The sequence below is a fragment of the Brevundimonas sp. BR2-1 genome (genome assembly GCF_037626195.1).
Taxonomy (GTDB): domain Bacteria; phylum Pseudomonadota; class Alphaproteobacteria; order Caulobacterales; family Caulobacteraceae; genus Brevundimonas.
In genome coordinates this window covers 109790-125484 of sequence record NZ_JARKMV010000003.1, presented here as the reverse complement: position 1 = coordinate 125484, position 15695 = coordinate 109790, and the positions used below count along the sequence as shown (strand labels likewise).

General features: G+C 68.0%; 18 protein-coding genes and 1 pseudogene. 8 read left to right on the top strand and 11 right to left on the bottom strand.

Annotated elements, in window-relative coordinates:
* Positions 1-599: 599 nt before the first annotated feature.
* The 4 genes and pseudogenes from lepB to BrevBR_RS13500 form a co-directional block, all read left to right on the top strand.
* A pseudogene (gene lepB, locus BrevBR_RS13515) lies at positions 600-1313 on the top strand (signal peptidase I); the annotation flags it as partial.
* Positions 1313-2029 carry a ribonuclease III gene (gene rnc, locus BrevBR_RS13510; protein ID WP_332640462.1) on the top strand — a complete coding sequence of 239 codons (717 nt, stop codon included), beginning with the start codon at positions 1313-1315 and terminating at the stop codon, positions 2027-2029. The pseudogene lepB and the gene rnc, both read left to right, overlap by 1 nt.
* Entirely contained in the window at positions 2026-2973 is a 948-nt protein-coding gene (gene era, locus BrevBR_RS13505) for a GTPase Era (protein ID WP_340001294.1), read from the top strand. The genes rnc and era overlap by 4 nt, the downstream gene beginning before the upstream one ends.
* Before the next feature lie 6 nt (positions 2974-2979).
* Complete coding sequence (locus tag BrevBR_RS13500; protein WP_340001293.1) at positions 2980-4209, top strand: serine hydrolase domain-containing protein; 1230 nt, start codon at positions 2980-2982, stop codon at positions 4207-4209.
* A gap of 3 nt (positions 4210-4212) precedes the next feature.
* Here the strand turns inward: BrevBR_RS13500 and BrevBR_RS13495 are convergent, their stop codons facing one another.
* The 11 genes from BrevBR_RS13495 to BrevBR_RS13445 form a co-directional block, all read right to left on the bottom strand.
* The gene (locus BrevBR_RS13495) at positions 4213-5727 is read right to left on the bottom strand and encodes an acetyl-CoA hydrolase/transferase family protein (RefSeq protein ID WP_445214764.1); all 1515 of its coding nucleotides are present in this window, start codon (positions 5725-5727) and stop codon (positions 4213-4215) included.
* 62 nt (positions 5728-5789) lie between these two features.
* Complete coding sequence (locus BrevBR_RS13490) at positions 5790-6449, bottom strand: dihydrofolate reductase family protein (protein WP_340001291.1); 660 nt, start codon at positions 6447-6449, stop codon at positions 5790-5792.
* Between the two features lie 11 nt (positions 6450-6460).
* Positions 6461-7423, bottom strand: coding sequence for an alpha/beta fold hydrolase (locus BrevBR_RS13485; RefSeq protein ID WP_340001290.1), 963 nt, complete (start codon positions 7421-7423; stop codon positions 6461-6463).
* Positions 7420-7827 (bottom strand): DUF1801 domain-containing protein, encoded by a 408-nt coding sequence (locus BrevBR_RS13480; protein WP_340001289.1) that lies wholly within the window; start codon positions 7825-7827, stop codon positions 7420-7422. Before BrevBR_RS13480 ends, BrevBR_RS13485 begins: the two co-directional genes overlap by 4 nt.
* A 1-nt stretch (position 7828) precedes the next feature.
* The gene (locus BrevBR_RS13475) at positions 7829-8320 is read right to left on the bottom strand and encodes an SRPBCC family protein (protein WP_340001287.1); all 492 of its coding nucleotides are present in this window, start codon (positions 8318-8320) and stop codon (positions 7829-7831) included.
* Entirely contained in the window at positions 8317-8715 is a 399-nt protein-coding gene (locus BrevBR_RS13470) for a DoxX family protein (RefSeq protein WP_332640452.1), read from the bottom strand. The genes BrevBR_RS13475 and BrevBR_RS13470 overlap by 4 nt, the downstream gene beginning before the upstream one ends.
* Positions 8712-9155 (bottom strand): VOC family protein, encoded by a 444-nt coding sequence (locus BrevBR_RS13465; RefSeq protein ID WP_340001286.1) that lies wholly within the window; start codon positions 9153-9155, stop codon positions 8712-8714. Before BrevBR_RS13465 ends, BrevBR_RS13470 begins: the two co-directional genes overlap by 4 nt.
* Before the next feature lie 35 nt (positions 9156-9190).
* Entirely contained in the window at positions 9191-9562 is a 372-nt protein-coding gene (locus BrevBR_RS13460; protein ID WP_340001285.1) for a DoxX family protein, read from the bottom strand.
* On the bottom strand, positions 9559-10038 hold the full coding sequence (locus BrevBR_RS13455) for an SRPBCC family protein (RefSeq protein ID WP_332640449.1): 480 nt from the start codon (positions 10036-10038) through the stop codon (positions 9559-9561). The genes BrevBR_RS13460 and BrevBR_RS13455 overlap by 4 nt, the downstream gene beginning before the upstream one ends.
* A gap of 41 nt (positions 10039-10079) precedes the next feature.
* A complete protein-coding gene (locus BrevBR_RS13450) occupies positions 10080-10583 on the bottom strand; it encodes an SRPBCC family protein (RefSeq protein WP_340001283.1) in 504 nt (167 codons plus the stop codon).
* Positions 10567-10914, bottom strand: a complete 348-nt coding sequence (locus BrevBR_RS13445; protein ID WP_332640447.1) for an ArsR/SmtB family transcription factor — start codon at positions 10912-10914, stop codon at positions 10567-10569. The genes BrevBR_RS13450 and BrevBR_RS13445 overlap by 17 nt, the downstream gene beginning before the upstream one ends.
* Positions 10915-11045: 131 nt before the next feature.
* Between BrevBR_RS13445 and BrevBR_RS13440 the strand changes: the two genes are divergently transcribed.
* The 4 genes from BrevBR_RS13440 to parC are packed head-to-tail and all read left to right on the top strand — an operon-like array spanning position 11046 to position 15655.
* Entirely contained in the window at positions 11046-11660 is a 615-nt protein-coding gene (locus BrevBR_RS13440; RefSeq protein ID WP_332640446.1) for a flavodoxin family protein, read from the top strand.
* Between the two features lie 51 nt (positions 11661-11711).
* Positions 11712-12629 carry a nuclear transport factor 2 family protein gene (locus BrevBR_RS13435; RefSeq protein ID WP_340001282.1) on the top strand — a complete coding sequence of 306 codons (918 nt, stop codon included), beginning with the start codon at positions 11712-11714 and terminating at the stop codon, positions 12627-12629.
* A 53-nt stretch (positions 12630-12682) separates the two neighbouring features.
* On the top strand, positions 12683-13414 hold the full coding sequence (gene recO, locus BrevBR_RS13430) for a DNA repair protein RecO (RefSeq protein ID WP_340001281.1): 732 nt from the start codon (positions 12683-12685) through the stop codon (positions 13412-13414).
* 39 nt (positions 13415-13453) lie between these two features.
* On the top strand, positions 13454-15655 hold the full coding sequence (gene parC / locus BrevBR_RS13425; RefSeq protein ID WP_340001280.1) for a DNA topoisomerase IV subunit A: 2202 nt from the start codon (positions 13454-13456) through the stop codon (positions 15653-15655).
* Positions 15656-15695: the final 40 nt, after the last annotated feature.

Genomic DNA, 15695 nt, shown 5'->3' with positions numbered 1-15695 from the left:
ACCACGCCCCCGCCGCGCCTGACGCGCATGGGCATGACACCCACGGGCATGACGATCACGCCGCCCATCCGGCCGCGGACGCCCATGGCCACGGTCATGACGAACACGCCGCGCCCGCGGACCACGGCCATGCCGATCACGGTCATGACGCGCATGCGCCTGCTGCACATGGCCACGACGACCACGCTCACGGTCACGACGATCACGCCTCTGCGGCGCACGGTCACGACGACCACGCCGCTCATCCGGCGGAAGCCCACGCGCACGGGCATGACGACCATGCCCACGGTCACGACGCCCATGGTCATGACGACCATGCCGCGCCCGCGGACCACGGCCATGCCGATCATGGCCACGAGACGCACGCGCCGGCCGCGCACGGCCATGACGACCATGCGCACGGCCAGGATGATCACGCCCATGACAGTCATGCCGCGCCCGTCGCCGCCGCTGCCGCGGGCGCTGCCGTAGCCGCCGCCGCGCCCAGGCCCGTCTGGAGCGACGCCGGCGACGCCCCGTTCGAGGATGTCGACACGACCCCCGTCTACGCCCGCGGCAAGGGCGGCAAGAAGAAATCAGGCGGCGGAAGCGGCGAGGGCTTCGAGTTCGTCAAGACGATCTTCTTCGCCCTGCTGATCGCCTTCGTCCTGCGCGTGATCCTGTTCCAGCCCTTCACGATCCCGTCGGCCTCGATGGAGCCCAACCTCTACGAGGGCGACTACATCGTCGTGTCCAAGTGGAGCTACGGCTATTCGAAACACTCGATCCCGTTCAGCCCGCCGATCTTCGACGGCCGGATCATGGCCCAGGCGCCGAAACGCGGCGACATCGTCGTATTCAAACTGCCGCGCGACAACAGGACCGACTACATCAAACGCCTGATCGGCCTGCCGGGCGACCGGATCCAGATGATCAACAATGTGCTGAACATCAACGGCCAGCCCGTGCGCGACGTCGTCGTCAGCGGCGCCGACGTGACCAATATGTACGGCATGCCCATCGTGCGGATGCGCGAGACCCTGCCCGAGGGCAAGACGATCACCATCCAGGACTTCGGTCCCGGCAATGATCTGGACAACACCCCGGTGTTCGAGGTTCCGGCCGGCCACTACTTCATGATGGGCGACAACCGCGACAACTCGATCGACAGCCGGGTCGAACAGTCCCAGGGCGTCGGCCTGGTGCCGGCGGAAAACCTGATCGGCAAGGCCGAGATCATCCTGTTCTCGTGGTCGCCCGGCGCCTCGCTGTGGAACCCGGTCAGCTGGTTCTCGAAGATCCGCCCGAGCCGGTTCTTCACCGTTCTCGACTGATGGCGGACAGACGGGCCGAGGCTGTCCGGGCGCTTGCGCGCCGCCTCGGCCATGAGTTCAGGGATCCGGCCCTGCTGGATCTCGCCCTGACCCACGCCAGCGTGGGGGAGGGGGCCGAGCGCGATGCTCGCGGCCGCCTGTTCGCCGACAACCAGCGGCTGGAGTTCCTCGGCGACCGGGTGCTGGGCCTGCTGGTCGCCGACCGGCTGATGCGCGATCACCCTGACGCCAATGAGGGCGAAATGTCCTCGCGCCTGCACGCCCTGGTCGACAAGGCCGCCTGCGCCCGCGTCGCCGAGGCGGTCGGGGTCGGCGACGCCATGCGCCTGTCGCCGGGCGAGGCCAAACAGGGCGGACGCCGCCGCGAGGGCGTTCTGGGCGACGCCATGGAGGCCATCCTCGCCGCCGCCTGGTTCGACGGCGGCATCGAGGCGGCCCGCGCCGTGTTCGACAGGACGTGGGCGGACGAACTGTCGGCCCCGCCGCGCAAATCCCTGACCAATCCGAAATCGGCCCTGCAGGAGTGGGCGCTGGCCCACGCAAAGCCTTTGCCCGTCTACCGTATCGTCGAACGCAAGGGCTCGGATCACGCCCCGACATTCACCGTCGAAGTCAGCGTGGCCGGATATCCGCCCTTGACCGCGCAAGGCCGTTCGCGTCAGGACGCGGAGAAAGCGGCCGCCGTCGGCCTGCTGCAGCGTGAAGGCGTGATTTGACCAACCCTGAAAACCAGAGCGCAGGCTTCGCCGCCATCATCGGCGCCCCGAACGCCGGCAAGTCCACTCTGGTCAATCGTCTGACGGGAACCAAGGTCTCGATCGTCACCCAGAAGGTCCAGACCACGCGCTTCCCCGTGCGCGGCATCGCCATCGAGGGCGACGCCCAGATCGTGCTGGTCGACACCCCCGGCATCTTCACCCCGCGCCGCCGTCTGGACCGCGCCATGGTCGCCTCGGCCTGGGGCGGAGCGCAGGACGCCGACGTGGTTGTCCACCTGATTGACGCCGCTTCGCACATAGCCTCCGAGGGCAAGGAAGGCCAGGCCGCCGACCGCCGCTCGGCCGAGGACACCGAGACCATCATCGCCAACCTGAAGGCGACCGACACCAGGGTCATCCTGGCCCTCAACAAGATCGACGGCATGCGCCGCGACACCCTGCTGGCGCTGTCACACGCCCTGTTCGAAACCGGCCTCTATTCCGAGGTCTATATGATCTCGGCCCTCACCGGCGACGGCGTCGACGACCTGAAGCAGCGTCTGGCCCGCGCCATGCCCAAGGGGCCCTGGCTCTATCCGGAAGACCAGTCGGCCGACGTGCCGATGCGGGTCCTGGCCGCCGAGATCACGCGCGAGAAGGTCTATCTGCGCGTCCATGAGGAACTGCCCTATTCGGCCGCCGTCGAAACCACCTCGTTCGAGGACAAGGCCGACGGCTCGGCCCGGATCGAACAGACCATCTATGTCGAGCGCGAGAGCCAGCGGCCCATCGTCCTGGGCAAGGGCGGCCAGACCCTGAAATGGATCGGCCAGAAGTCGCGCGAGGAGCTGACCGAGCTGCTTGACCGTCCCGTCCACCTGTTTCTGACGGTCAAGGTCGACCCGAAATGGCAGGATTCCCGCGCCCTCTACGCCCAGTTCGGGCTGGATTTCGACGTCTAGTTCACCGTGTTCAACGTACCCAGAAACGCCGGGGGCCATCCCCGGCTTGTGATCGCCGTCCTGTCGGCCCTGCTGATCGCAGCGGCAGGCCTGTTTGCCTGGGTCAGCGTCCAGCCTGAAGTTGTCCCGACGGCCGCCGCGCCCCTGCCGCCGCGGCCGCCGCTCGAAGTGGTCGAGACCCTGCCGGCGCTGAAGGCGCAGCTGGACCGCTGGGGCGGCTCGGGCCAGTTCACCGGCGGCGTCCTGGTCGCGCGCGGCGATCAGGTCCTGTTCCGTCAGGTCCACGGCTTCGCCGACCGCAGTCAGGGAACGCCGCTGCGGCTCGACTCGCGCTTCCGCCTCGCCTCGATCAGCAAACAGTTCACCGCCGCCGCCATCCTGCGGCTGCAGGACGAGGGCGTGCTGTCGACCCATGATCCGCTGTGCAAATGGATCCAGCCGTGCCCGCCCGCCTGGGAGCCGATCCGCCTGTATCACCTGCTGGCGCACAGTTCGGGCGTGCCCGACCTGATGGCGCGGCCAGGCTGGGGCGTGCGCCGCGTCACGCCCGCAACGCGTCAGGAACTGACTGAAGAATCAAAACAGTATGGCCTTCAGTTTCCACCCGGAACGAAGGTCCGTTACAACAACGCCGGCTACAATCTGCTGGGCGCCGTGGTCGAACAGGCGTCCGGCATGCCGCTGCACGACTACCTGCACAAGGCCTTCTTCCAGCCGCTGGGCATGAACGACACCGGCTATGACGACGGCCTGTCCGACGTGGTCATGGGCTACGCCAACCTCGGCGGCGGCGGCCCCACGCCCCAGCCCGAAGCCAATGTCAGCATCATCTTCGCCGCGGGCGCCCTGTATTCGACGCTGGACGATCTGCTGGTCTGGGAGCGGGCCCTGCATCGCGGCCATCTGCTGACCCCGCGCAGCTACGCCATGATGATCGCCGACCACGCGCCCGAGAACACGCCGCCGGAACGCGGACGTCAGCGCCGCGACTGGGGCTTCGGGGTTTTCGTCAACAGCATCGGCCAGCGCGTCTCGCCGCCGTTCCTGGATCGCCAGATCTTCCACACCGGCAGCTGGTCAGGGTTCCGCAACCTGATGACCTACCAGCCGGACGAGGACGTGACCGTGATCGTCCTGTCCAACAACTACCACTCGCGCGACGCCGTCTTCCTTCTGTCGCAGCAGGGGATGGCCGAGGCGCTGGGCCGCGAGGTTCCGACCGGGATGGCCCGCTGAGGCTCAGCCGCGCATGTCGCCGGTCTCGACGAACCGCTGGTGCCAGGCCAGCGCCTCGTCGAGCAGCATCGGGGACTGCAGGCCATAGGACCGCTTCAGCGCCCGTTCGTAGTAGTCCTGCAGGGCGGCGCGATAGTCGGGATGGGCGCAGTTGGGGATGATCACCGCCGCCCGTTGCTTCGGCGACAGTCCGCGCAGGTCTGCGAGGCCCTGCTCGGTGACGATGACCTGAACATCCTGGGTGATGTGGTCCACGTGGCTGGCGTGCGGGACGATGGCCGAAATCTTGCCGCCCTTGGCCGTCGACGGGGTCATGAACACGGAAATGAAGGCGTTGCGCGCGAAATCGCCCGACCCCCCGATGCCGTTCTGGATGCGCGAGCCCATCACATGGGTCGAGTTGACGTTGCCATAGATGTCGGCCTCGATCAGCCCGTTCATGGCGATACAGCCCAGCCGCCGGATCAGTTCGGGGTGGTTCGAGATTTCCTGGGGCCGCAGGATGATCTTCCCGCGGAACTCGCCCATGCGGCTGTTCAGGTCCGCCGCCGCTTCGGGGCTCAGTGAAAAGGCTGTGGCCGAAGCGACGCGCAGCTTGCCGCTGTCCAGCAGGTCGAGCATGCCGTCCTGGATGACCTCGGTGTAGGCGGTCATTTTCCCGAACGGCGCGTCGATCAGGCCCGTCAGAACTGCATTGGCGATATTGCCGACACCCGATTGCAGCGGCAGCAGCGAGGCGGGCAGGCGGCCCATCTTCACCTCGTGCGACAGGAATTCCAGCAGGTGCCCGGCAATGGCCAGGGCCGCGTCATTGGGCGGGGCGAACGGCGCGTTCCGGTCCGGCGCGTGGGTCTCGACCACGGCGACGACCCTGGAGGGATCGCAGCGGAAGGTCGGCTGGCCGATACGGTCGTCGGCGCGCACCAGCGGGATCGGCACGCGGTTCGGGGGCAGGGCGGTGCCGTAGTAGATGTCGTGCATCCCCTCCAGGGCCTCGTTCTGCCAGGAGTTGACCTCGAGGATCACCCGCTCGGCCCGGTCCAGCCAGGTCTTGTTGTTGCCGACCGAAGAGGAGGGGATCAGTGAACCGTCCTCGCGGATGCCCGAGACTTCGATCACCGCCGTCTCAAGCGGTCCCAGGAAACCTTGCCACGCCATGGGCGCGACCTGGCTCAGATGCATGTCGAGGTACTCCATCTCGCCCCTGTTGATCTTCTCGCGGGCGATCGGGTCCGAGTTGTAGGGCAGGCGGAATTCGATGCCGTCGGCCTTGGCCAGGGCGCCGTCCAGCTCCGGGCCGGTCGAGGCGCCGGTCCAGACCTTGAGCCGGAACGGGTTTCCCCGGGCGTGCTCGGCCTCGATCCGCGCAGCCAGGGCCGGCGCCACCACCTTCGGATAACCCGAGCCGGTGAAGCCGCTCATCCCCACCGTGCTGTTCGGCGGGATCAGCGCGGCGGCGGCCTCCGCACTCATGATCTTCGACTGCAGGGCGGCGGAGCGGATGCGTGCGGAAGCCATGCGCATGACTTAGGCCGCGGCGGCTGTCTCCGCCACCCGGGACGGCCCCGCCGCGCGCCGGCTCAACCCTCGCGCGCCCAGCGCGCGCGACGCTCCAGCTCCGCCGCACTGGGGTTGTCGTCGCCGAAAGAGCCGACAGGAACATCGCCGGCGCGACGATACGTCCCGACCACGACGCCCGTGGCCGAGGCGTCGCTGGTTTCCAGCACCCACTGATGCGGCCTTGAGCTCTCGTCGAACAGGCGCTTTCCGCGCCCCAGCACCACCGGGAAGGTCAGGACGGTCAGCTGGTCGATCAGGTCGTGAGCCAGCAGGGTGTGGATCACCTCGCTCGAGCCCTGGATCAGCAGGTCGCGGCCCTCGCTCGCCTTCAGCGCCCGCACCGCCTCGACCAGGTCGCCCTCGAGCCTGTGGCTGTGGGCCCAGTCCATCGGGGTGTCGGGCCCGGCGGCGACGTATTTGTTCACGGCGTTGAACGTGCGGCCGATCTCGTCGTCCTGATGCGGCCAGAAGGCGGCGAAGATCTCGTAGGTGCGGCGACCCAGAAGCAGGTCGTAGTCCTCGCCCATGGCCTGGTCCATCAGACTCCCCAGCTTCTCGTCGAACCAGGGAAAGACCCAGCCGCCGAACCGGAAACCGCCGCGCGGATCCTCGGTGGGGCCGCCGGGGGCCTGCATGACGCCGTCCAGCGAGACGAAGGTGGCGGTTCTGATCGTACGCATAAGCTTGCCTCTCACTCGCCCGGGACGTCGTCGAACAGGCCCGGGGGGCGCGGCCGGGTCTGGTCATCCAGGAACGGCAGGATCATCGCCGCCAGCAGGTCGGGATCGCCGAACACGTCGATGTGCGAGGCGCCCGGCAGGATGGCCAGCCGCGCGGGCGGGGCTTCGGTCAGGAAGGGCTGGGACGCGCGGGTCGTATCGCCGCCGCCCCGGAGTCGGTACAGTTCGACGGCATGCTCCGGCCGGACGATGTCGTGATCGCCGACGATGATGAAGGTCGGCGAGGTCAGGGCCCGAATCTGTTCGGCGGGCCAGTCCTGCCCCCTGTCCATCACCTTGATCTTGTTGACCACGGACGGGAAGGCGTCGGGGTTGGGCGAAAGGCGCTTGAACTCCGCCTCCATCGGCGTGCCGGCGAAGATCTCGGGCGTGATGCCGTCCATCATCTGGATAAAGCCCGGCAGGTTGCCCGCCTCGTTGAAGCTGACCGAGGCGATGACGAGATGCTTCACTCGTTCCGGGTGGCGCAGGGCCAGTTGCAAGGCGGCGCCCGCGCCCATCGAATAGCCGACCACGTCGGCCGTCCCCACGCCGGCGTCTGCCAGCACGGCCGCCGCGTCGTCGGCGAGGGCTTCATAGGTGATAGGGCCGGGCAGGTCGCCGGTGCGGCCGTGGCCGCGCTGGTCCACCACGATCAAGGGGCGGCCTGTCAGGCGGTCGGTCAGCGGTTTCATCGCGTCGATCGACATGAAGGCGCCGTGCAGCACCAGCACCGGCGTCTTGCCCGAGGTCAGGTCGCCGATCACCTGATACCGGATCTGGCCGCCCTCGACGGCGACGGCGCGATCGGTCGCCCGGGCCGTGACGGCCGTGGCGGGGACGGGGGTCTGGGCCGCGGCGGGCGAAGCCGCCGCCATGGCCAGCAGGGCGCCGGCCGCCAGAACGGCGAAACGGCGGGAAGACAGTCGGATCATGGGGTTCTCTCCTTCTTCTTCAAAATCCTGGTCGGGTCGCCGATGTCGGCGTTCAGGGCCACCGCCGCCCGCGTCAGGGCGACGACCCTTTCAGGCTCCATCGTTTCGCCCCTCCTCAGAATGACGGAGGCCATTTCGTACAGGCCGCCGGGCTTGAGCCGGGGTTCGATCTCGCGCAGCCGCTGACCCCGCCAGAAGCCGAACACGATCCTCTCGTCCTCGGCCCGGATCAACAGGGCGGGGCCGTTCGAGAGGTAGACCAGGTGACCCCATTTGATCACTTCGGTCAGGCCCTCGACGGCGCAGACGCCGGCGCGCAGGGTCTCGACAAGCTCGCGCGTCCAGCCTTCGAGACCGGCCACCCAGGCGTCGGGGTTCGCCGCGACCGGTCCTTTCAGCATCATGTCAGCCTCCCGAGACCGCCACGGCGCGAACATGCGCCGCCAGCTTGTCGAGGCTGCCGGTCCAGCCGGCCTCCATGCCGCTCAGCGGGCCGATGGCGTCCTCGCGGGCCTCGACGACCACGGCCTGGAAGCGCAGGAGGGTGCGTCCCTGGATCTCCTCGAACCGCGCGGTGTGTTCGACCTCGAACCAGGTCGAACCATCGGCCAGTTTGATCCACGTCCGCATGACAAGACGCCGGGGCTCATCCAGTTCGATGAACCGGCCATCGAACGGGTGATCGGTCCCGTCCGGAGCCCGCATCACCATGTGTATGGTTCCGCCGGGCCGGACGTCCATCCGGACCACGGGCGTGGTGAAATGCTCGGGTCCGAACCACACCCCGACATGGGCCGGGTCGGTCCACATCTTCCACATCAGGGCCCGCGGGGCGTCGAACTCGCGCACGATATCGAGCCGGGTCAGATGGTCCGGGATGGAGGCGGCGACGGTCATGTCGCCGTCTTCCGGCGGAACGGGAACACGGCCCTGAAGCCCTCATCCCGCAGCCACAGGCCGCCCCACATGAACAGCCCCAGATAGATGCTGAACAGCTGATGGGTGAACAGCGGGCTGCCGGCGCGAATCTGGGTGGCCATGGCGCCGCCCAGCAGGCCCATGAACAGCACCCCGCCCAGCACGTTCGTCCGCGGATAGAGGTACAGCACCAGACAGGTCAGTTCGACGATGCCGATGGCGAAGGCGTATCCCGGGGGCCATCCCAGGTCCGCCATGGTCTGTTCCGCGATCGGCATTCCGGCCAGCTTGGGCAGGACCGACGCTCCGGCGATGAAGAGGGCGAACAGCACGGTCAGGACTCGCCCGGTCCAGACCGTCGGAGAAGCCTTCATTGGCCTTTCGGCGTCCAGCCTTCAGCCGGGATGGTGTTGACCATCCACGGTATGCCGAACCTGTCGATCAGGCCGCCGAAGCCGGGCGACCAGAAGGTCTCTGCGAACGGCATGGTCGGCTTGCCGCCTTCGACCAGCGCGTCATACCAGCGCCGGGCCTCGGCCGCGTCGTTGGTGTGCAGGCTGACGTCGAAGCCGTTCTTGGGCTTGTCGATATTGGGGGCCCAGTCGACGTCCATGTCGGCGCCCATGAGGGCCTGATCGCCGACCTCCAACCAGCAATGCATCAGCCAGTCCTTGTACTGCTCCCCCACCGGCATGTCGGGCGGGCCGTCGCTGTAGGGCATGGCTGCGGTGATCTTGCCGCCCAGGACGCCGGCATAGAATTCAAAGGCTTCACGGCACTGGCCGCGGAAGCTGAGGCTGGTCACGATCTTCATGGTCGTTCTCCCTTGAACGGTTGAGCCGGACGGAACTATCTGACGGCGCGCAACAGGGTCGGCCCGAGGCCCGGCTTGCGCAGAATGAGACCGATCCACATCAAGATCGCGACATAGACGGCGAACAGCAGGCGGGACGGATCTCCGGCGGCCGCCTGGGCGGCGATCGAACCGCTCAGGGCCACGCTGAGAAATACGGCGCCCAGGATGGCGGTGCGGGGCAGGGCGTAGAATACGGTCGCCGCCAGCAGCGCACTACCAAGAAACGCCGGCGGCGCATCCAGCACGATGCCGGCCTGAAGCAGATCGGGCCGCCCCGCCAGCTTAAGGGCCGCGTCGAGGCCGATAAAGCCCGCGACCACGCCGCTCAGCACCCGGCCGGACCAGACGAAGGGCGAAGTTCTCATGGCGCCTTGTCCCGGGCCAGGAAGGCCTCCAGCCGCTCGAAGGTGCTGGTCCATCCATGTTTGTGACCGGTCAGGCTGGCCTCCGACTTCAGGCCTTCGTGGGTGAAGTCCATCAGCGTGCCGCCGCCGGGCGCGTCGCTGAGCTGGATGGTCACAAGGGTGTCGACCGGCGGACCGTCCTCGTGGGACTCGTCCCATTTGAAGGTGAAGACCAGCCGCTCGTTCGGCACGATCTCGCGATAGACTCCGCCCTGCCACAGGTCCTGGCCGGTGTCGGGCGACCGCAGGCAGGCCCGCCACTCGCCGCCGACCCGCAGGTCCTGGGTGGCGCTGACCGCCGGCCATTCGACCGGACCCAGCCACAGCACCATGACCTCGGGGTTCGTCCAGGCCCGCCACACCAGCTCGCGCGGCGCATCGAAATGGCGCTGCATCTGCAGGGTCGGGCGGGTGGCGATTGCTTCGACGAACGTCATCGTGCGGGCTCTTCAGCGGGTCCGGCCGAAGGCCGGGGAGGTCAGTGGGTCTTGAGCAGTTCGGCCAGCTGGTCGGCGCAGATCCCCCAGCCTTCATGGAAACCCATCTGCTCGTGCTGCTTCATGGTCTCGGCGTTCCAGTGCCGGGCCGTCGCCACGTACTCGGTCTTGCCGTCGGGCAGGGGCGTCAGCTCGACCGTCGCGACCATGAACGGCTGGCCGGCGGGCTCCCAGTTGGGCGTGAGGGCGTCCGTCGTGACCCAGCGGCGGTTCGGCAGGGCTTCCAGGAAGATGCCGTTGTTTGGAAAGCGCTCGCCGTCCGGTCCGTGCATGACGAAGCTGAAGAGGCCGCCGGGGCGCGGATCGAGTTTGACGTCCGAGATCCTCCACGGCCGCGGTGCGAACCACTGCTGCAGCAGCTCCGGCGTCATCCACGCCTTCCAGATCTGTTCCGGCGTGGCGTCCAGGACGCGGCGCAGGGTCAGGACGTGCTGGTGGGCCACGCCGTCGGTGTTGCAGGGGTTGTTCTCAGTTTCTTGGGCCATTGGGGTCCCCTTTCTGGATTTTCTTGAGGTAGGCGTCGAGGCGGTCGAAGCTGGCGTCCCAGTAGCGGCGGTAGTGTTCCAGCCACTCGGCGATGCCCTTCATGCCCATGGGTTCGAGCCGGGCGGGCCGCCACTGGGCCTCGCGGCCCCGGCTGATCAGCCCGGCCTTCTCCAGCACCTTCAGATGTTTCGACACCGCCGGCAGGCTCATGTCGAACGGTTCGGCCAGGTCGTTGACGCTGGCCTCGCCTTCGCAAAGCCGCGCCAGGATGGCCCGACGGGTCGGGTCGGCCAGGGCGGCGAATTTGGCGCTGAGCGGGTCGGTCTGCATGGGCCTGCTTCGTATCTAACTTGCGGGTTAAATGCACCGGCGCCGCACCGTTGTCAACCGCCCGGTTAAATAAAACTCCGGAACGTCCCGGGCACGCCGGGGTTGGTCAGGACAAGCCGCGAGCGAGACCGATGAAAGCCCTGATCCTCAACTGCACCCTCAAGCCGTCGCCCGAAACATCCAGCACGGAAGCCCTGGCGAAGGTGGTCCTCGCCGAACTGGAGAAGGGCGGGGCGGAGGTCGAGATGCTTCGCCTCGTCGACCTGAACCTCAAGCCGGGCGTGAAGACGGATCAGGGCGAGGGCGACGACTGGCCGGCCGTGCACAGCAGGATAATGGCCGCCGACATCCTGATCATGGCCACCCCGACCTGGTTGGGCCAGATGTCCAGCGTCTGCCTGCGCGCTCTGGAGCGTATGGACGCCTTTTTCGAGGAGACCGACGACAGCGGCCGGCCAGTCGCCTTCGGCAAGGTCGCCGGCGTGGTCATCACCGGCAACGAGGACGGCGCCCATCACATCGTCGCCACCGTCTGTCAGGGCCTGATCGACATGGGTTTCACCATTCCGGCCCAGAGCTGGACCTACTGGCACCTGGGGCCGGGACCAGGCCCGGACTATGTCGACACCGACCAGGGGCACGACTATTCCGACCGCGTCGGCCGCAACGCCGCCCGCAATCTGCTCGCTCTGGCGAAGGTGCTCAAACCCTCCACCTATCCGGTTCCCGAAAGCGGCGAGGGCTGACCGTCCCATTCCGGTCGTGACGGGGCGGGAAAAGCCGGGATAGGGTGAGCCATGCCCCTGATCGCCCTGACCCTCGCCATCGCCCTCCAGACCGCGCCCGAACAGCAGGCCGCCGCGGCTCTCGACCAGATGCACGCCGCCGCCGCCCGCGCCGACTCCGCCGCCTGGGCCGACCGGTTGGCTCCCGACCTGGTCTGGATCGGCAACGAAACCTCGGAGCGCTGGAACCGCGAGGCCTTCCTCGCCTTCGCCGCTCCGGTCTTCGCGCGCGGCGAGGGCTGGACCTATTCAGCCCGCGAGCGCCACGTCACCCTCGCGCCCGACCCCTGCGCCTGCGTCGCCTGGTTCGACGAGGTTCTGGACAGCGCGACCTACGGCACGGCGCGGGGCGAGGGGATGCTGGTCCGCAGGGACGGCGAGTGGCGCGTGCTGCGCTACGCCCTCAGCTATCCGATCCCGAATGACCTCGCCACGGGCATGACGACCGAGATCAAGGCCTTCGAGGTCGCCAACCCGATCGTCGACGCGCCGGGCGATGGTGTGGATTCGCGTGAGGAGGAGGCCGCCGCCGCGACCCTGAACGCCCTGCACCGCGCCGCGGCGGAGGCGGACGGCGCGACCTATTTCGACCTGTTCACGCCCGACGCGACCTACATCGGCACCGACGTGACGGAACACTGGTCGGTCGCCGAGTTCCGGGCTTACGCCCTGCCGTATTTCCTGCAGGGCCGGGGCTGGACCTATACTCCCCGATCCCGCGCCCTGACCCTCGCGCCGCTGGATTGCCGCTGCGTCGTCTGGTTCGACGAGGCCCTGGACAGCCAGTCCTACGGCACCAGCCGGGGCACGGGCGTTCTGGTGCGCGGCGACGACGGCAAATGGCGCATCGCCCTCTACGCCCTGACCTTCCCCATCCCCAACGCCCTGGCGCGCGACATGACGGCCCGCATCCGGGCCGCGGCGCAATAGGCGGAAAAACGGAACGTATGGCCAACTCGGGCCCCGACCGCTAACACCGCCGGATGGATTTCACCGACGACGCCTTCGTCCTGTCCGCCCGGCCGCACGGCGACACGGGCGTCGTCGTCGAACTCCTGACGGAAGAGCATGGCCGCCGCGCCGCCTATGTCGCCGGCGGCGCCTCGCGCAAGATGAAGCCCTTCCTCCAGGCCGGCGCCCGCGTCACCGCCGACTACCGCGCCCGCACGTCGGACCACCTCGGCTCGGCCCGGCTGGAGCCCGTGGGGGAGGGGCCCAGCGCCCTGTTCGACGACCCGCTGGCCCTGACCGGTCTGGCCGCCGCCGCCGCCGTGGCGCAAGGCGCGCTGCCCGAGCGCGAGCCCCATCCCGGCGCCTTCCTGGCCTTCGAGGCCCTGATGGGCGCCTTCGCGCTGCCGGAGGTCTGGCCCGCCATCTTCGTGCGTTTCGAGGCGGGCCTGCTGGAAGATCTCGGCTTCGGGCTCGACCTGTCGCGCTGCGCCGTCACCGGGACCATGGACGACCTCATCTGGGTCAGTCCCCGCACCGGCCGCGCCGTCAGCCGCGAGGCGGGCGAACCCTATGCGGACAAGCTACTGAAGCTGCCGCCCTTCATGCTGGGGGCGCAGGCGGGACTGGGCGACGGCGACGTCGGCTCGGGCCTCGACCTGACCGGCCATTTTCTCGAACAATTCGTCTTCCATCCCCAGAACCGGCCGATCCCGGCCGCGCGGGTGTGGATGATCGACAAGCTGCGCGAGGCCGGACGCCTTTAGGCGCTAGACTCGACCGTTCAGATTGCCGATTCGGACCCCATGACCGTTCACACCCCGCCGCCGGAAGGCGGACGCATCGTAGACGAGCCGATGAGCGAGGCGCTGTCGCGCCGCTATCTGGCCTATGCGCTGTCGACCATCACCAACCGCGCCCTGCCGGACGTGCGCGACGGCTTCAAGCCCGTGCACCGGCGTATCATGTACGCCATGCACCAGATGCGGCTGAACCCGCAGGCGGCGGCGCGCAAATGCGCCAAGGTCGTCGGCGAGGTCATGGGCGGCTACCACCCCCACGGCGACGCCTCGATCTACGATGCCCTGGTCCGCCTGGCCCAGGACTTCTCGCAGCGCTATCCGCTGGTCGACGGTCAGGGCAATTTCGGCAATATCGACGGCGATAACGCCGCGGCCATGCGCTACACCGAGTGCAAGCTGACGCCGGCCGCCGTCCTGCTGATGGAGGGCATCGACCAGGACTCGGTGGACTTCAAGGCCACCTATGACGATCAGGACGAAGAGCCGATCGTCCTGCCCGCCGGCTTCCCCAACCTGCTGGCCAACGGCTCATCCGGCATCGCCGTCGGCATGGCCACCTCGATCCCGCCGCACAATGTCGGCGAACTGATCGACGCCTGCCATTTGCTGCTGGAGCGGCCGGACGCCACGACCGAAGAGCTTGCGGCCATCGTTCCGGGCCCGGACTTCCCGACCGGCGGCGTCGCCGTGGAAGGCCACGCCTCCATCCTCGACGCCTATGAAACCGGCCGGGGCGGGGTGCGGCTGCGCGCCCGCTGGGAAACCGAAGACCTGGGCCGCGGCGTCTGGCGCATCGTCGTCACCGAGATGCCGTACCAGGTGCAGAAGTCGAAGCTGATCGCCGACCTGGCCGACCTGCTGGAGCAGAAGAAGGCCCCGCTGCTGGCCGACGTCCGCGACGAGTCGGCCGAGGACATCCGGCTGGTCCTGGAACCGAAGTCCCGGATGGTAGAGCCTGAAGTTCTTATGGAAAGCCTGTTCAAGCTTTCCGACCTCGAGATCCGTTTCCCGATCAACATGAACGTGCTGGACGCCACCGGCACCCCGCGCGTCATGGGGCTGAAGGCCTGTCTGCAGGCCTTCCTCGATCACCGCCGCGACGTTCTGGTCCGCCGCGCCCACTGGCGGATCGAGCGGGTCGAGAAGCGGCTGCACCTGCTGGAAGGCCTGCGGATCGTCTTCCTCAACCTCGACGAGGTCATCCGCATCGTTCGCGAGGAAGAACAGCCCAAGGCCGTGCTGATCGCCCGCTTCGGCCTGTCCGAACTTCAGGCCGACTTCATCCTCGACACCCGACTGCGCCAGCTGGCGCGGATCGAGGAGATGACGATCGAGAATGAATACAAGGCGCTGGCCGACGAACTGGCGGCGCTGCAGTCGCTTTCATCCTCGCCCGCCAAACAGTGGAAACAGGTCGGCAAGGACCTGGAGGCCGTGCGCAAGGCGCTGGTCTCGCCGCGCCGCACGACCATCGCCGAGGCGGTGGACGCCTCTGCCTTCGCCTCGGTCGAGGCCTTCATCCCACGCGAGGCCATCACCGTCATCCTGTCCGAACGCGGCTGGATCCGGGCCGCGAAAGGCAAGGTCGAGGACCCGTCAGAACTGAAGTTCAAGGAGGGCGACAGCCTCGCCTTCCTCGTCCCGGGCTATACGACGGACAAACTGCTGGTGGCCGCCTCCGACGGCCGCATCTTCACCGTTGGAGCCGACAAACTGGCCTCGGGACGCGGTCACGGCGAGCCGCTGCGGCTGATGATCGACCTCGACGAAAAGGCCGAGATCGTGAACCTGCTGATGCACCAGCCGGGCGGCAAGCTGCTGATCGCGTCGAAAGCCGGCTACGGCTTCATCGCCCCCGAGGATGACCTGCTGGCCCAGAAGCGCAGCGGCAAACAGGTGCTGAACGGCGAGATGCGCGCGGCCATCCGCGTCACCGGCGACCATGTCGCCACCATCGGCGACAACATCAAGGCCCTGATCTTCCCCATCGCCGAACTGCCCGAAATGGGCCGCGGCAAGGGGGTCAAGCTGCAGAACTACAAACAGGGCGGCCTTGCCGACGTCACGGTCTTCGACAGCGCCCACGGCCCGGAATGGGTCGACGGCGGGGCCCGTCGCCGCAACTGGCCGGACTGGAAGGACTGGCTGGGCAAACGCGCCGGGGCGGGACGGCAGGGACCGAGGGGGCTGCGCAAATTCAGGTGACGCCGATTTCACTATCGAGCGCGACCCCGGCGCCCGATAA

Coding starts and splice junctions, on each gene's coding strand:
- BrevBR_RS13475 (WP_340001287.1), bottom strand. CDS start 8,320: ATGACCGTCGCCGCCTCCATCCCGGACCATCTGACCCGGCTCGATATC.
- BrevBR_RS13490 (WP_340001291.1), bottom strand. CDS start 6,449: ATGCGTACGATCAGAACCGCCACCTTCGTCTCGCTGGACGGCGTCATG.
- BrevBR_RS13445 (WP_332640447.1), bottom strand. CDS start 10,914: ATGCAGACCGACCCGCTCAGCGCCAAATTCGCCGCCCTGGCCGACCCG.
- BrevBR_RS13460 (WP_340001285.1), bottom strand. CDS start 9,562: ATGAGAACTTCGCCCTTCGTCTGGTCCGGCCGGGTGCTGAGCGGCGTG.
- BrevBR_RS13450 (WP_340001283.1), bottom strand. CDS start 10,583: ATGGCCCAAGAAACTGAGAACAACCCCTGCAACACCGACGGCGTGGCC.
- BrevBR_RS13485 (WP_340001290.1), bottom strand. CDS start 7,423: ATGATCCGACTGTCTTCCCGCCGTTTCGCCGTTCTGGCGGCCGGCGCC.
- BrevBR_RS13465 (WP_340001286.1), bottom strand. CDS start 9,155: ATGAAGATCGTGACCAGCCTCAGCTTCCGCGGCCAGTGCCGTGAAGCC.
- BrevBR_RS13470 (WP_332640452.1), bottom strand. CDS start 8,715: ATGAAGGCTTCTCCGACGGTCTGGACCGGGCGAGTCCTGACCGTGCTG.
- BrevBR_RS13440 (WP_332640446.1), top strand. CDS start 11,046: ATGAAAGCCCTGATCCTCAACTGCACCCTCAAGCCGTCGCCCGAAACA.
- recO (WP_340001281.1), top strand. CDS start 12,683: ATGGATTTCACCGACGACGCCTTCGTCCTGTCCGCCCGGCCGCACGGC.
- BrevBR_RS13495 (WP_445214764.1), bottom strand. CDS start 5,727: ATGGCTTCCGCACGCATCCGCTCCGCCGCCCTGCAGTCGAAGATCATG.
- parC (WP_340001280.1), top strand. CDS start 13,454: ATGACCGTTCACACCCCGCCGCCGGAAGGCGGACGCATCGTAGACGAG.
- BrevBR_RS13455 (WP_332640449.1), bottom strand. CDS start 10,038: ATGACGTTCGTCGAAGCAATCGCCACCCGCCCGACCCTGCAGATGCAG.
- BrevBR_RS13480 (WP_340001289.1), bottom strand. CDS start 7,827: ATGATGCTGAAAGGACCGGTCGCGGCGAACCCCGACGCCTGGGTGGCC.
- rnc (WP_332640462.1), top strand. CDS start 1,313: ATGGCGGACAGACGGGCCGAGGCTGTCCGGGCGCTTGCGCGCCGCCTC.
- BrevBR_RS13435 (WP_340001282.1), top strand. CDS start 11,712: ATGCCCCTGATCGCCCTGACCCTCGCCATCGCCCTCCAGACCGCGCCC.